General features: G+C 58.5%; 14 protein-coding genes. 9 read left to right on the forward strand and 5 right to left on the reverse strand.

The window, feature by feature from the left end; all coding sequences use genetic code 11:
* Nucleotides 1-5 precede the first annotated feature (5 nt).
* The 5 genes from J2R80_RS39940 to J2R80_RS39960 all read right to left on the reverse strand — a co-directional run bounded on the left by J2R80_RS39940 (nt 6) and on the right by J2R80_RS39960 (nt 3,618).
* Nucleotides 6-170, reverse strand: coding sequence for a cbb3-type cytochrome c oxidase subunit 3 (locus J2R80_RS39940; protein ID WP_253640543.1), 165 nt, complete (start codon nt 168-170; stop codon nt 6-8).
* Nucleotides 171-181: 11 nt separating this feature from the next.
* A complete protein-coding gene (gene ccoO / locus J2R80_RS39945) occupies nt 182-916 on the reverse strand; it encodes a cytochrome-c oxidase, cbb3-type subunit II (RefSeq protein WP_253640544.1) in 735 nt (244 codons plus the stop codon).
* A gap of 8 nt (nt 917-924) precedes the next feature.
* A complete protein-coding gene (gene ccoN, locus J2R80_RS39950; RefSeq protein WP_253640545.1) occupies nt 925-2,577 on the reverse strand; it encodes a cytochrome-c oxidase, cbb3-type subunit I in 1,653 nt (550 codons plus the stop codon).
* A 70-nt stretch (nt 2,578-2,647) separates the two neighbouring features.
* Nucleotides 2,648-2,986: a hypothetical protein gene (locus J2R80_RS39955; protein ID WP_253640546.1), complete on the reverse strand. Its 339-nt coding sequence runs from the start codon at nt 2,984-2,986 to the stop codon at nt 2,648-2,650.
* Nucleotides 2,987-3,390: 404 nt separating this feature from the next.
* On the reverse strand, nt 3,391-3,618 hold the full coding sequence (locus J2R80_RS39960) for a hypothetical protein (RefSeq protein ID WP_253640547.1): 228 nt from the start codon (nt 3,616-3,618) through the stop codon (nt 3,391-3,393).
* Between the two features lie 721 nt (nt 3,619-4,339).
* Here J2R80_RS39960 and J2R80_RS39965 point away from each other — a divergent pair.
* The 9 genes from J2R80_RS39965 to J2R80_RS40005 all read left to right on the forward strand — a co-directional run bounded on the left by J2R80_RS39965 (nt 4,340) and on the right by J2R80_RS40005 (nt 13,197).
* Complete coding sequence (locus J2R80_RS39965; protein ID WP_253640548.1) at nt 4,340-4,639, forward strand: hypothetical protein; 300 nt, start codon at nt 4,340-4,342, stop codon at nt 4,637-4,639.
* A gap of 687 nt (nt 4,640-5,326) precedes the next feature.
* Nucleotides 5,327-5,509: a hypothetical protein gene (locus tag J2R80_RS39970; RefSeq protein WP_050421514.1), complete on the forward strand. Its 183-nt coding sequence runs from the start codon at nt 5,327-5,329 to the stop codon at nt 5,507-5,509.
* A gap of 111 nt (nt 5,510-5,620) precedes the next feature.
* Nucleotides 5,621-7,051, forward strand: coding sequence for a sensor histidine kinase (locus J2R80_RS39975; protein WP_253640549.1), 1,431 nt, complete (start codon nt 5,621-5,623; stop codon nt 7,049-7,051).
* Complete coding sequence (gene fixJ, locus J2R80_RS39980) at nt 7,048-7,653, forward strand: response regulator FixJ (RefSeq protein WP_253640550.1); 606 nt, start codon at nt 7,048-7,050, stop codon at nt 7,651-7,653. The genes J2R80_RS39975 and fixJ overlap by 4 nt, the downstream gene beginning before the upstream one ends.
* A 289-nt stretch (nt 7,654-7,942) precedes the next feature.
* Nucleotides 7,943-8,773 carry a universal stress protein gene (locus J2R80_RS39985; protein WP_253640551.1) on the forward strand — a complete coding sequence of 277 codons (831 nt, stop codon included), beginning with the start codon at nt 7,943-7,945 and terminating at the stop codon, nt 8,771-8,773.
* Nucleotides 8,774-9,424: 651 nt separating this feature from the next.
* Nucleotides 9,425-10,108, forward strand: a complete 684-nt coding sequence (locus J2R80_RS39990; RefSeq protein WP_253640552.1) for a helix-turn-helix domain-containing protein — start codon at nt 9,425-9,427, stop codon at nt 10,106-10,108.
* A gap of 106 nt (nt 10,109-10,214) precedes the next feature.
* A complete protein-coding gene (locus tag J2R80_RS39995; RefSeq protein ID WP_253640553.1) occupies nt 10,215-10,844 on the forward strand; it encodes a hemerythrin domain-containing protein in 630 nt (209 codons plus the stop codon).
* Nucleotides 10,845-11,369: 525 nt separating this feature from the next.
* Nucleotides 11,370-12,722 carry an oxygen-independent coproporphyrinogen III oxidase gene (gene hemN / locus J2R80_RS40000; protein ID WP_253640554.1) on the forward strand — a complete coding sequence of 451 codons (1,353 nt, stop codon included), beginning with the start codon at nt 11,370-11,372 and terminating at the stop codon, nt 12,720-12,722.
* 163 nt (nt 12,723-12,885) lie between these two features.
* Nucleotides 12,886-13,197, forward strand: a complete 312-nt coding sequence (locus J2R80_RS40005; RefSeq protein ID WP_253640555.1) for a BrnA antitoxin family protein — start codon at nt 12,886-12,888, stop codon at nt 13,195-13,197.
* Nucleotides 13,198-14,008: the final 811 nt, after the last annotated feature.

Genomic DNA, 14,008 nt, shown 5'->3' on the forward strand with positions numbered 1-14,008 from the left:
GTCTGTCAATCCCGGCACAGCGGCATGCGCGCCGCAGAATCAAAACGCCGCTTGTTGCCGGGCCACAGCGCATAAACAACAACGGCCATGAAGATGCCGACGAACAACGGCGTCCAGAGGGTCACGACGAAGCTTGACGCCAGGTTCTCGATGGAAATGACGGCTTTCATCACAAGATCCTTCAGCGCAGATTGGCTTTTTCGTCGTAGAGCTTGAAATCGATCAGCGTACCGAGCATCTGCAGATAGGCGATGAGCGCATCGAGTTCGGTCGGATTGCCAACGCTTCCGTCGAAATTGCGTACAGCTGCCTTCGGATAGCGTTTCTGGAACGAGGCGAGGTCTGCGCTGTCAGGATCGAGCTGGGTCTTCAAGTCAGTGACGGCGTTCTTGATCTGATCTTCGGTATAGGGGACACCGACCGCCCGGTTGGTCCGCAGATGTGCGGCCATGTCCGTCAGGTCGAGCTCGGTGTGCGCCAGCGTCGGGTATCCGGGCATCACCGACCGCGGCACGATGGCCCGCGGATTAGTCAGATGCGTGACGTGCCATTCATCGGAATATTTCGCGCCGACGCGTGCGAGGTCCGGGCCGGTACGCTTCGAGCCCCATTGAAACGGGTGATCATACATGCTCTCGGCGGCCAGCGAGTAATGTCCGTAGCGCTCGACCTCGTCACGCAGTGGCCGGATCATCTGCGAGTGACACAGGTAGCAGCCTTCGCGTACATAGATGTTGCGGCCGGCGAGCTCAAGCGGGGTATATGGTCGTACGCCATCCACGGCCTCGATCGTACTTTTAAGGTAGAACAGCGGCGTGATCTCGACCAGCCCACCGATCGCGATCACGGCAAGGATGCCTGCGATCAGGATGATCGAGTTCTTCTCAAAGATCTTGTGTCGGTTCCAAAGAGACATGCGATGACCTATTCCGCGACTTGGAGCGCTCCAGTGTCCTGGATTTGATCGGTTTGCTTTGCGTTCACGGTCATCCAGAGATTGGCGGCCATGATCAGCGCACCAATCAGGAACATTGCGCCCCCCGCGGCGCGGATGATGTAGAAGGGATGCATAGCCTCGACCGACTCGATGAACGAGTATTCGAGGAAACCTAGCGAGGTATAGGCGCGCCACATCAGGCCCTGCAGGACACCAGACACCCACATCGCCGAGATGTAGAGCACGATCCCGATCGAGGCGATCCAGAAGTGCCAGTTGACGAGCTTGAGGCTGTACAGCTCGCGATTCCAAAGCCAGGGAATCAGGCAATAGAGCGCACCGAACGATACAAAGCCGACCCAACCCAGCGCGCCGGAATGCACGTGGCCGACGGTCCAGTCGGTGTAATGGCTGAGCGAGTTGACCACCTTGATTGCCATGGTGGGGCCCTCAAACGTCGACATGCCATAGAAGGCAACCGAGACCACGAGCATGCGGAGCACAGGGTCCGTGCGCAGCTTGTCCCAGGCACCAGAGAGTGTCATCAGGCCGTTGATCATGCCGCCCCATGAGGGCATCCACAGCATGATCGAGAACGTCATGCCCAGGGTCTGCGTCCAATCCGGCAGCGCGGTGTAATGTAGATGGTGAGGGCCGGCCCAGATGTAGAGGAAGATCAGCGCCCAGAAGTGGATGATCGAGAGGCGGTAGGAATAGACCGGGCGCTCGGCTCTCTTCGGAATGAAGTAGTACATGATGGCCAGAAAGCCGGCGGTCAGGAAGAAACCGACCGCGTTGTGGCCGTACCACCACTGAAACATGGCGTCCTGCACACCGCCCCAGGCGATGTAGGATTTCGAACCGAACACGGAGACCGGTAATGCGGGATTGTTGCCGAGGTGGAGCACCGCAATGGTGACGATAAAAGCGAGATAGAACCAGTTGGCGACGAAAATGTGCGGCTCTTTCCTTTTCACCAATGTCGCCAGGAAGACGATGAGATAAGTGACCCAGACGATGGTGAGCCAGAGATCGGCGTACCATTCGGGCTCGGCGTATTCCTTTGACTGGGTGGCACCGAACAGATAGCCGGTGCCCGCGATCAGGATGAAAAAATTATAGCCAACTACCACGAACCACGGCGCGAGATCGCCGGCGAGGCGCGTGCGGCAGGTCTTCTGCACGACGTAGAAGGAGGTCGCGATGAGCACGTTTCCGCCGAACGCAAAGATCACGGCCGACGTATGCAGCGGGCGGAGTCGGCCGAAGCTCGTCCAAGGTAGATCGAAATTCAGTGCGGGCCAGGCAAGTTGCGAGGCGATAAAAACGCCGACCGAGAAGCCTGCGATACCCCAGAACATCGCCATCACTGAGGCGAATTTGATCGGAGCGAGATTGTAATTCGGCCGGCCTTTGATCTGCGCCGGTGGCAAATCCGCCGGGCGTTCATAGTACCGATTGAGGATGACGGCTGCGGCCGCCAGACTTGCGGCGGACGAGATCAATGCGTGGAAGGTGAACGCAGGATCGCGCCCCATCGCCCCCGCGAAAAAGCAAACGTAGGCAGAAACAGCGAATACCGAGAACAGGCCTGCTTCACCCATGGTCATGGATTTCGATGCGAGGGATGGGCTTGTCATGTCTTGGCCTTCTTTGAAAGCGGGCTTGCCAGGAGATTACATTTTCCGGGGACGGGGCGATCGAGCGCGATCAATCGTCAAGACAGCGCGGAGCGCTGCCGATCTCACGCGCGAGCGCGCGCAGAGTATGTTCGTTGGGACAGCCTTTGAGGGGATTTACAGACTTATACCGCTCGAGGTCGGCGGCGCAGCGGATCTTGGTCTGACAAAGGCCGCATACCCGCTGCAAATCGCGCAACACGTCTCCATGGCGGGAGGCTAGCGCATTCTCGGAAAAGCCGGCAAGAGCGAGGCGCTTGCTTAAGCGTTCAGGATAGCCCGGACTTTGCGCCATCTTTCGAAAGTCGGACGTGGACAGATTAAGTTCACGTGCGATCGCGTCGATGTCCTGCGCGCTCAAATAGGCCAATTCGGCTGTCCGGGACAGCTTTGCTCGTAACCGGATGAGCAGATTCTTGAACCCCCAAGGGCGACCGACATATCCAGATTGGCTAACCATGTGTCATACCCCTCACAGCAGCCATAGCTGCCGGCGGCAGACTTGTTTTTGACATTCATCAAATAAGGCCCGTCTGTGGAAGAAAATCGTCGATCCGGATTGCCCCTGCCGGACGACGATGCGCTGCGAGCCCGCAGAAACGCAGGCCGGCAAATGCCGGGCGAGGTCTACGAGGTTGTCGCCGACAAGAGGGCGGCCTGCTCAATTGGCGGCAGCATCGCGAGCTGTTCTCTCGATCGACGCTCGGGAAGACGTTTTGTAAGTCTCGTGCCTGAATTCGCGGATTGCCTCTACGAGGACTTCCCTAGCCGAGCTCAACCACCCCATGCCGGAGGCAATGCAGGCGGGGTTCGAAGCTCCATCGCATCGGCGAAGATGGTCCAATCACGAACACCTTTTTGCTTGCAGAAATCGGTTTCTGCTTGCTGTGCAGCAGCACTCAACGAGGCTGCATGCACCTGGAACGCCGCCTGACAGGCACGATGCTCGTGACCGGTATCGTCACAAACGGTCTTGATGAACCGAACGTTAAATGAAGGCATGATATCCTATTCCCGTGCGTTTGCTTATCTTGCATTCTGCCAGCCGCGCCGGGCGAGTGTTTGATTTGTCTCAAGCAGCCCCCAAAAAGATTCTCGCTCCATCGAGATAAGGTCGAGAGTGATGCGAGTGCTCTTTCGTCCCGAAGAAGCTGCAAATCACCAAGCGTCCAGGTTTGGCGGATCACATTGGTTGAGTGGCTCAGGAACAGTAGCTTCTCGTCTTCTCACGCTTTGGGCCGGCAGAGTTGAGACGCTGATCCAGACACTTCTCAAGAGACGGTTGTGAGCAGAATGAACCGTTACGCCTGCGTTGGCGATCATCGATCAATTCCAACTTCAACCGCCGGCAATGTGGAAGCTTGTGACACCGGTGCTTAGCAGTGTCACAAAGCGTTCCTGACAGCTCTGGCTGATTGCTGGGCAGCGGGCAATGGCATTTCTGACCAGCGCCGGCGGCCGAGGACTACCGGCGGCGAGAACTGCCCGCACGTGAGCAAATGAGGCGAACCGGCCTCGTCTCGCTCGTGATAGTCCACCCTGCCGCCGCAACGGCAAAGCCGATCATCAGGCTAGTCGCAGCCAAGGTTTCGATAAGCCCAAGGTTGAAGACTTCGGCGCCGTAGCCGATCGCTGCGATCAGCGCGGGCAAGACCAACGACAATGTAAGGCGAGCAATCAACTTACTATCTCCTTCGCGACTCTCGCAGCTCAATGACGCGCGTTGTCATGGTGCAATGCCCGTGCGCTGCGCCTCAACATTTGCACATTGCGCGTCCTGCATTTTGATTTCCATCAAACTCGCTACACGCTGGCGATTGTGTCGATCGATGCGCGGCTCCGTCGAATGACTCGCGGTGCGACCGGCAACGCACTGACAGTGGCCGCTCGCCCTCGCCCGTTTCTAAACGCGCATCAGCTTCTTTTTGACCTGCATCAATACAGCGGCGGCGGCTTGCGGATAGAAACGACCTTCCAGTCAAGCTCAGACACATGGCAGATGGAAAGCCTTGACGCCCGATGATCTTTTCGTATCCAGCTACCGGCAAGTGGGTTCAAGCACCGCTGCCGGGCGCACCCGAGCCGGCTGCACCCGGTCACCTGCGCCGGGTGTGATGCTGGCCACTTTATCGACCCGCGGATCGGCGCGGTGCTCGGACCGCGCGCAGCTGGCCCATCCGAATGCCATCAAGCGAATTCCGGCGTCATACCGTTCCCGCACGGACACGCCGCCAGACTCGCAAGAGCGCGCTGGAGGGCATCAAGACTCCACGCCCCACGCTGAACTCATGGGACGGGGAGACTTCCGACCGACAAAGGATGTTCGACATGATAGACTACGGCGACAAATGTCCTCGCGGGCACGCTTGCGGGAACGGCAGTCCACTCCAGTTGCAGTACAACAGTAATCAATACTAACCAGCGCTGGCTCGAACTGGTCCGCTTCGACTCGACCGGATCCCGGGAACTGCTTCGCAGCCCTAATACTTCGGTCGACGATCGGATCACGTCCCAGCACGACAGGATCGGCGACGCTCCGCCCCAAAGCATCCGTACCGCAACTGGCGTGATCGAGACCATGCGCCCGCTTGGGCGAGATCAGGCTGAGGCTGTTGGCGCAGTGGCCGAGCGATCTCGCCCGTAGCATTCGGAAGGTTGCCTGATTTTGTCAGTCAGCGGCGATGAACACCGTCCAGGATCTATTGGCAACTTGACGTGGGAGCGCATTGAGACGGCGCCCTTTGATCGGGAGCTGGAGATCGCGGTGATCGAGGGTAATACCATTCATCGGTTGGTCTTTCCTTGCCGCCGGATCTTCGGCGGCTGGATCAAGGCCATGACCGGAGAGCACGTCGCTGTGCAGCCCACGCACTGGCGCATCTGGCCGAGATAGCGGCGGCCGCGCTGCACACAATAGATAGCGTAACGAAACGCGGCTGCATCCGGTCGCCTCACATAAACAAACTATGTACAGTCGATCGAATGAGAGGGTTTGCCGGGAAACATGTCCGACCACATCTGGTACCGCTATGGCACAGCCGCGGCGGGCGCCGCGCTGGCGCTCGTGCTTCGTGCGGCGCTGGATCCGTATCTTCAGGACCGCACGTTCACGATCATCTACCTTCCAGTCATCGTTTTTGCCGCTTTCGCTGGTGGCCGCGGACCGGCCATCTTCGCTACGCTGCTCTGCCTCACCATCAGCGCGGCATGTCTTGGGAACAACCTCATCTCCGATTTTGCAAGCATGGTCGATATAGCCGGACTCGCGGTACTTGGCCTCCTGCTCGGCTTCATGGGCGATCGGCTGCGGCGAGAATCAGAGCAGGCGCGGTACCGGCAAGCCCATCTGCAGTCGATCCTGGACACCGTGCCGGAAGCCATGATCGTGATTGACGAGAAGGGAATCATTCGCTCATTCAGCGCCGCGGCAGTGCGTTTATTCGGTTTGTCTCCGGACGAAGTGGTCGGAGCGAATGTATCCAGGTTGATGCCGCAACCCTACCGTGCCGAGCATGACCGCTACATTGAACGCTATTTGACTACCGGAGAGCGGCGCATTATCGGCCTCGGCCGTATCGTGGTCGGCGAGCGAAGCGACGGCTCGACCTTTCCAATGGAGCTTGCCGTCGGTGAGGCCAAAGTGCGCGGTGAACGATTCTTTACCGGTTTCATCCGAGACCTCACCGAACGACGAGCGCAAGAACGCCGATTGCAGGAACTACAGTCTGAGCTCGTGCACGTCTCGCGGTTGACCGCCATGGGTGAGATGGCCTCGTCTATTGCCCACGAGATCAACCAACCGCTCTCCGCAATCACAAACTACATGCGCGGCGCCGCGACGCTGCTGGCGTCAGACAAGCCGGACGCCAACCGTATTGGTGATGCCATCGAACATGCTGCCCAGCAAGCTCTGCGTGCCGGCGATATCATCAAGCGCCTGCGGGAATTCGTTGCCAAAGGCGAGACGGAGCACACAACGGAGAATCCGCTCACCCTGCTTGAAGAGGCGGTCGCTCTGGCCTTGCTGGGCGCCAAGGAGCAAGGCGTGCGGGTGACGATCCGCAGCGATCGCGATCTGCCATCGATGATCGTGGACAAGATCCAGATCCAGCAGGTCGCGCTGAACCTGATACGAAACGCGATCGAGGCGATGGCATCCAGCCCGCGTCGCGAATTGACCGTCGGAGTTACCAAAGTCGACGGCCTCGCCAGGTTTACCGTCGCCGATACCGGCTCTGGCATCAGCCCTGATGTCGCCGACCGCCTGTTCCAGCCCTTTGTCACGACCAAGGAGCATGGCATGGGTGTGGGACTATCAATCTGCCGGACGATCATCGAGTCCCATGGCGGTCACATCGTTGTGGAAGCCAATCCGGGCGGCGGCACGGTCTTTCAGTTTACCCTGCCATTTGCGGAGGCTGATGAAGAAGCATGACCATGCGGCGCATTCTTGTGATCGACGATGACGCCGCGATGCGGGACTCGCTCGCGTTTCTGCTTGATGTTAGAGGCTTCTGCGTAGCAACCTATGAGACGGCGAGCGGCTTTCTCGGTGACGCCGCGAGCGGTCCGGTTGACTGCATTGTGTCGGACATCCGCATGCCGGGCATGAGCGGCCTGGAACTGGTCCGCAAACTGAAGGCCGATCGCGTCGACTGTCCCGTCATCCTGATAACTGGTCATGGCGACGTAACGCTGGCAGTCGAAGCGATGAAAGCGGGTGCGGTCGACTTCATCGAGAAGCCCTTCGAAGACGAGGTGCTATTGCGTGCGATCAATAGCGTCTTGGAAGCAAGGCCAACCAAACCAGCTGACGATACGACGAAACTGCAGGCCGAAGCCCGCCTGGCAGACCTCTCCTCGCGCGAGCGTGATGTCCTGCAGGGACTACTGGCCGGCAAGATCAACAAGGTGATCGCCCATGATCTTGGTATCAGCCCGAGAACGGTCGAGGTTTACCGGGCGAACGTCATGGCAAAGACCAATGTTCGCAGCATGTCCGAGTTGATGCGAATAGCCATCGCCGCCGGGCTCTAGCAACATCGCAAGCGACGGAATGCCCTATTCACGCATCAAGCTGGTAAGCAGATCGCGCCGAGCAGGTCATGTTCCCGATGCGGTGGAGCCTCAAATCGCCTGCGGATTCTTTGCAGGGGGCAAATTTTGCAACACAGACGAGGACTATTCCTGGCCGTGGACTATCGTGAGACCCGCTTCTTGCCAGTTTGATCGTGGTCAGGAACGTTCAGCGGCGCATATGAAGCGGATCAAATGCGGGCCCGGATTGTGCTCCGAGGCAGGGGGTCTTTGACTTCGGAGAACGACAATGCTCGGGAATATACTGGTTCACCTTCCGACGGAGCTCCCGGCGCGGGCTGCAATCAACGGGTCGATTTCCTTCGCACTGAGCACCGGCGCGCACCTTGACGTTGTAGCCATCGGTTACGAGAGAACCATTATTCCGCTTCTTGCGATCGGCGTAACGGCCGCCACTTCGGTCTTCGACGTCGAGCAGGCGCTTGCATTAGAGCGAGCCGAAGCAGCGCTTCATATCTTCGATCTGCAGGCGCGGAATGCCGGCATTTCCTATACGAGTCGTGCGCTGAGCGCGATTCCAGCAGACGCGCGCCGCATCATCTGCGCGAGCGCGCGAGTCCACGACATGACCATCGTCACACAGCCTCAGAGCGGCCACGATAGTTACGATAATATGATCCCCAGGGAGATCCTTTCCCAGGCTGGTCGACCTGTTCTGTACCTGCCACATATCTTCCACGGCGCTTTTTCGATCAGACGGGTGGGGGTTTGCTGGGACGGCAGCCGCCGTGCGGCCCGCGCGTTGCACGATGCGATGCCACTTTTGTGTAAAGCCGATGCCCTCACCATCATCGCGACCACCGCTCCGGACAAAGTCCCGGCAGAGAGTTCCACCGCGCATCTGGGAGAGTATCTTGCAAAATCAGGACTTCCTGCGAAGGTCGTGTCACTTCCGACAACGCGGGCAGCGCGGCGCCCCCTCCTGTCGCTTGCGGCCGACGAGAGCCTCGACCTGCTGGTGATGGGAGGATACGGTCGCTTTCGGCTGCAGGAGAGGCTGTTCGGCACCGCGGGGCATATGCTTCGCGGGATCAACATCCCGGTCCTGATGTCACACTGAGGGTAAGACCGTAGGGGCAGCATGTCGCCAGATCCGCCAGGATGCCATCAAAATGGTGTCGCGATCGGCGTCACCGGCATCCGACGATGCCCGAGCTCAACATCAGGCTGGATCACGATTCTCCTCCGGTTTCTAAGATTGCCGGAGTGCGGCCGAGCCGGCTGTTGAGCCAGGTCAATATGTCGCGCGAGCCTAGCTCTATGATTCAGCTTCCAACTCGGACCACATGAAGTGACGACCGGGGCCGTCGTCAGCGTCGACGATCCTAATGATCCCGCCTCGTCATCTCCGCGGCCGACCCGTGCTGAACAGGATCAGAGGCATGATTTGCGAAGGAGACCTCCTGCGGCGGGCTGAAAGTGACTGTGAACGACAGCTCTTGGAGCTCTTCACCGGTGCGGCCGCGCGCTTTGGATTGTTTCCGTGGCGGGCGGCCAAGTCAGCATACAGCTTCCGATCCAAAGCTGGCCCAATCTGATTTGAGCACGTTCGAGTGACAGGGGACCCGCCTCGCGCGTCGTTCAAGAGGAACTCATCAAGAGCTTACGTGTAAATACCTAGTGGCTTCTACTTAGGTAAAACATCGAGATTTCACAATTTGTCAGGAGCGACCAATCTGCGTCTCAACGACGTTCGCCAGCAGAGTCCGCCATGTACGCCCAGGCCGCCAGCCTTACTGAGACCAGCCGCCATCCACCCAACGTCTTGCGTGGGCAATCTGACAATCGTGGACCACTTGGTATGATTGCGACACCGATGCGGTTCACACGCAATAGCGAGATTTACGGAGAGGACGAAGCAGCCGAATACCTTTATCAGGTGGTATCGGGGGCTGTGCGAACCTACAAGATTCTGGAAGACGGACGTCGTCAGATCGGCGCGTTCTATTTGCCCGGTGACATCTTTGGCTTTGAGGCCGAAGAAAGCCATATCTCTTCGGCCGAGGCGATCTGCGAGACACACCTGCTAATGGTGAAGCGCAGCGCTGTCATCTTTCGCGCCAGCCACGAGAGGGAACTGGCAAGGCAACTCTGGGACGCGATGGCGCTCGAGCTCCGCCGTTTCCAGGCGCATTCGATGCTCCTGATCAGCAGCGCAGAAGAACGGGTCATCGCCTTCCTGCTCGACATATCTCGCCGCACTACGAAGAACGCTGCCATCGATCTGCCCATGTCACGGCAAGATGTTGCAGATTACCTTGGCTTGACCATTGAGACGGTGTCGCGCACTTTCACTCAGCTTGAGCAGAATGGCGCGATCGCCCTGCCGACCACTCGCCGAGTCGAGCTCCGCAAGGACACATTGTCCAACCGCTTTGCGCAGAACTTTGGCTAATGTGATTTGCGCCAGCTCCGGGCAGGGCGGCGCACTCCTTTCTGTGCGCCGAGCAGCGCTGGCACAAATCGCCGCTAAATTAGATTTTTCCCCATGGAGCACCGCAATGATCATCGGTCGCTTGCTTCGAGAGCATCGCAACATTGATCTGCTTCTGGTCGCCCTTCAACGCGAATTGGAGATTTTTGAGCGTGGAGATCGTCCGGACTATGAGGTGATCCGCGCAATTATCAGCTATTTCGAGGTTTACCCTGAGGTGTATCATCATCCTCAAGAGGACTTGATCTTTTCCAAGCTCAAGAGGCGCGATCCGGATGCGGCCGCAATGGTCGTTGATCTCGCGCATGAGCATCAGGAAGTCATCGACCGCTTGCACCACTTCGCTCGCGCCATTGATGGTGTCCTGGCAGATCGTGAAGTCCTTCGGCAAGACGTCGGCAACATCGTGCGCGACTTTATAGTACGCGAGCGGCACCACATGATGTGGGAAGAACGAGACTTCTTCCCCGCCGCGCTTGAGGCTTTATCGGCTCAGGATTGGGCCGAAGTCGCTTGCGCCCTCACCGATCACGGAGATCCGCTATTCAGCGAGACAGCTGAAGCGGCTTCCGATGCGCTGAGAGCGCATATTCTACAATTGGAACAAGAAGCTGAAGCCGAACGGAGCTCACTCGCATTTTCGTCCGCAATGGGCGGCAACCCGCGACACGGCACCGAGACGGATGGCCCAAATTGATCGCTGCCATTTCAGGAGGACGATGGACATCATCCTCATCCAGTCGAATGAAGATCGCCAAATGAAGATCGCAAGGATGCCTCGCTGGCTATCAGGCTTCGCACAGCCAGAATGCTTCTGCGCCCGATGATCGCTTGCTTCGACTGCCGGTGCAAGAGCCATGGCCGAACCTCCATGGGTCTGGTTCAAACGTGATCGACGGCAAGGATCACAACAGGCTTGGCCACGCCGCATTGATATCGCGCAAAACGGTGCACCTCTCATGTCCGCCGACCGATGCTTTCGTTTCGTCCAACGCTGGCACGATTGAATCATGACGAGCTATAGGAGGGCGCATCGCCAAGAATGCTCATTCCAGACGTGTGACCGCTTAATCGCGACCCCAAGCACGATGTATGCGCCGCCGGCATAACCTACCAATTACGTCAAAGCCGCCCCCCATCAGCAGCTGCGATATTTGAGACAGCGCAAAGCTTCCTCAGCGCCCGTCCGATAATCGGGCCGGAGAGCGAGAAAGGCATCCGAATGCGACCGGAATTGGCACAATCCTACGGGCAGCACCGACTGCCGCGCTACACCAGCTATCCGACGGCCCCTCATTTCTCAGCGTCAGTTCGCGAGCTCGACTATAAAGCTTGGCTCAAGTCTTTGGGGGGCCAGCACTCCGCCTCGATCTACGTGCATGTGCCATTTTGTCGAAGCATGTGCTGGTACTGCGGCTGCCACACATCTGTCACGAAACGCGACGATCCGATCGCGATCTATACGGCTGGATTGCGCACTGAAGCCTACCTCGTTGCAGAAGCCGTTGGCCAACGACAGCCAATCTCTCATATCCACTTCGGCGGTGGCACGCCGACGATCCTGACACCTGAAGCATTCGCCGATTTGGTCGGCTCGTTGCGCTATTCGTTCGCCCTCCTGCCTGATGCCGAGATCGCCGTGGAGATCGATCCCCGCATGTTGAGCAATCCGATGGCCGAAGCCCTGGGCTATAGCGGGGTCAACCGGGCAAGCCTTGGCGTGCAGAGCTTCGACCCGGTCGTCCAGCAGGCCATCAACCGCCCGCAGAGCTTCGAGCAGACCGCAGTTTCGGTCGAGCGGTTACGCCACGCCGGCATTTGCCGGATCAATTTCGACCTGTTGTATGGGCTGCCCGGGCAGACGGTCGATTCGTGCCTGGATACCGTCGGCAAATGCCTCGAATTGTATCCGGACCGGTTTTCGGCCTTTGGTTACGCGCACGTTCCGACCTTCAAGAAGCATCAACGCAAGATTGACGAATCCACTCTGCCCGACAGCGTCGAGCGCTATCTCCAATCGGAAATGGTAGCTCACACTTTGGTTGACGCTGGATACGTACGGGTCGGCATCGATCACTTCGCCCTGCCGCACGACAATCTCGCTGTGGCGGCGAAGCACGGCAGGTTGCGGCGCAATTTCCAGGGGTACACTGACGATTGCGCGGACGCCCTTATTGGTCTCGGTGCCAGCGCCATCGGCCGCCCGCAACAGGGGTTCGTGGCGAATGCCGTCTCGACCAGGGATTACCTCGCCCGCATCACCGAGGATCGGCTCGCGACGGCGAAGGGCTATTTACTGACTGATGATGATCGCTACCGGGCGGAGATCATCGAGCGGATTATGTGCGACATGACAATCGATCTGTCCGAGACGTCTCGCCGTCACGGCAGGGATCCGGAGTCGGCCGTTGTCGATCGGCCCAGACTCGACGGCCTTATCGCAGATGGCGTCGTCGTGGTTGACAATGGCCGGCTTTCACTAGTCGATGGCGCCGAGTTCCTCGTCCGGAGCGTCGCCTCGGCGTTCGACGCTCACCTTCCTCGGTGCGGGGCTACGCACAGTCTGGCGGTCTGATCCTCGAGGACAGGCGGGTTCGCCTGTCTAACAATCCCGCACTTCGGTCTTGACGAATGTATGTACAACACGCCGACAGAGGATCGTAGATCGGGTGGTGTCCGTGGGCTCGACTCGGCGCAGGACTAGGGTTCGGACACTTCAGCAGCTCGCGCGAGGAAGAATGAAGAAAGAGAGAACCATAAGGAGAAGATGGGGCGATCGCCGAAGTGGCAAGTCTGACTGGGCTCGTATCGACGCGCTCACCGACGCAGAGATCGAGACCACTATGGAGAACGATACCGATTGGCAGGACTTCAAGGATATTGATTGGTCCGATGCGGTGCTGGTCGCAAAGAAGAAGGCTATTTCCATTCGCGTCGACGGGGACGCGCTCGACTTCTTCAAGAGCGAAGGCGAAGGCTATCAACGGCGCATCAACGCCGTGCTGCGGTCCTACATGCAGCAAAAGACGAAACCGACGAAGCGCGCGTGATGCGCAATGCTTGGCCGAGCCGCAGGATATATGGACTGCGACAGTCAAGAATGCGTTCACAGGATACCATCCCGCACAACGCTTTACTCAGCATACGCTCTGAATCGCTTGCGATGCGTCGAACAGGTCACTTCCCGAACCCGACACGGTGAGCCGGCTTATGCCTCGGGCCGGAACCGATGTCACGACTGAGAAGCCGGCCCGATTGGCATCCCGCCACTTTCACGCTTGTGTTACGCCAGCGTCGATCCGCTCTCGAACCCAAACAGAGCCTCGAGCCGAAACTCGGCTATTGAGTGGAACCAGACACCGCCGACCCGAGCAGTGCTCGAGTCAATAACAACCAACTTGTACTGGCTGTGCTCAACGGTTCCTTCGCATCTTCCCGTATAGTCACGCTGATCGAGCGGCCTCAAAGCGCCGCCGATTGCACATAGGTTCGGCCGAGATTCGACCGTTGGGCGTCACCACCCTCATTGCTCTAGTCGATAAACCTTGTGAAAGTGCTCATCAGCGACAAACCTTGGTGTAGTTTTCCGATACTCGATTACACCGGGCGCATACCCCGGCATAATTGAGCTACACTGAGCCGTGCTTTAGCTTGGGTTCAGATTTACGGCGAATGTCCTCGCCGGCGATCGGACCATCGGCTGTCCTCCCTCCTCCGATGGAAGTCGGCGATGCGTCAGCGTCGCTTCCTCTCAGACTTGACTTTCGCCCGGTCTGCTAACGCGGCCGGGCTTTTTTATGCTCATCCAAAGCTCCGTCCAGACGATCGAGAGCGCAGGTGAATAGAAGCGGATCAGCTTCC

The sequence above is a fragment of the Bradyrhizobium sp. USDA 4541 genome (genome assembly GCF_024171085.1).
In the GTDB taxonomy this organism is placed as follows: domain Bacteria; phylum Pseudomonadota; class Alphaproteobacteria; order Rhizobiales; family Xanthobacteraceae; genus Bradyrhizobium; species Bradyrhizobium australafricanum.

Excerpts from the sequence above, each read along its gene's own strand:
- hemN (WP_253640554.1), top strand. The coding sequence starts at position 11,370 with ATGCGACCGGAATTGGCACAATCCTACGGGCAGCACCGACTGCCGCGC.
- J2R80_RS39960 (WP_253640547.1), bottom strand. The coding sequence starts at position 3,618 with ATGCCTTCATTTAACGTTCGGTTCATCAAGACCGTTTGTGACGATACC.
- J2R80_RS39985 (WP_253640551.1), top strand. The coding sequence starts at position 7,943 with ATGCTCGGGAATATACTGGTTCACCTTCCGACGGAGCTCCCGGCGCGG.
- fixJ (WP_253640550.1), top strand. The coding sequence starts at position 7,048 with ATGACCATGCGGCGCATTCTTGTGATCGACGATGACGCCGCGATGCGG.
- ccoN (WP_253640545.1), bottom strand. The coding sequence starts at position 2,577 with ATGACAAGCCCATCCCTCGCATCGAAATCCATGACCATGGGTGAAGCA.
- ccoO (WP_253640544.1), bottom strand. The coding sequence starts at position 916 with ATGTCTCTTTGGAACCGACACAAGATCTTTGAGAAGAACTCGATCATC.
- J2R80_RS40005 (WP_253640555.1), top strand. The coding sequence starts at position 12,886 with ATGAAGAAAGAGAGAACCATAAGGAGAAGATGGGGCGATCGCCGAAGT.
- J2R80_RS39940 (WP_253640543.1), bottom strand. The coding sequence starts at position 170 with ATGAAAGCCGTCATTTCCATCGAGAACCTGGCGTCAAGCTTCGTCGTG.
- J2R80_RS39975 (WP_253640549.1), top strand. The coding sequence starts at position 5,621 with ATGTCCGACCACATCTGGTACCGCTATGGCACAGCCGCGGCGGGCGCC.
- J2R80_RS39995 (WP_253640553.1), top strand. The coding sequence starts at position 10,215 with ATGATCATCGGTCGCTTGCTTCGAGAGCATCGCAACATTGATCTGCTT.
- J2R80_RS39990 (WP_253640552.1), top strand. The coding sequence starts at position 9,425 with ATGTACGCCCAGGCCGCCAGCCTTACTGAGACCAGCCGCCATCCACCC.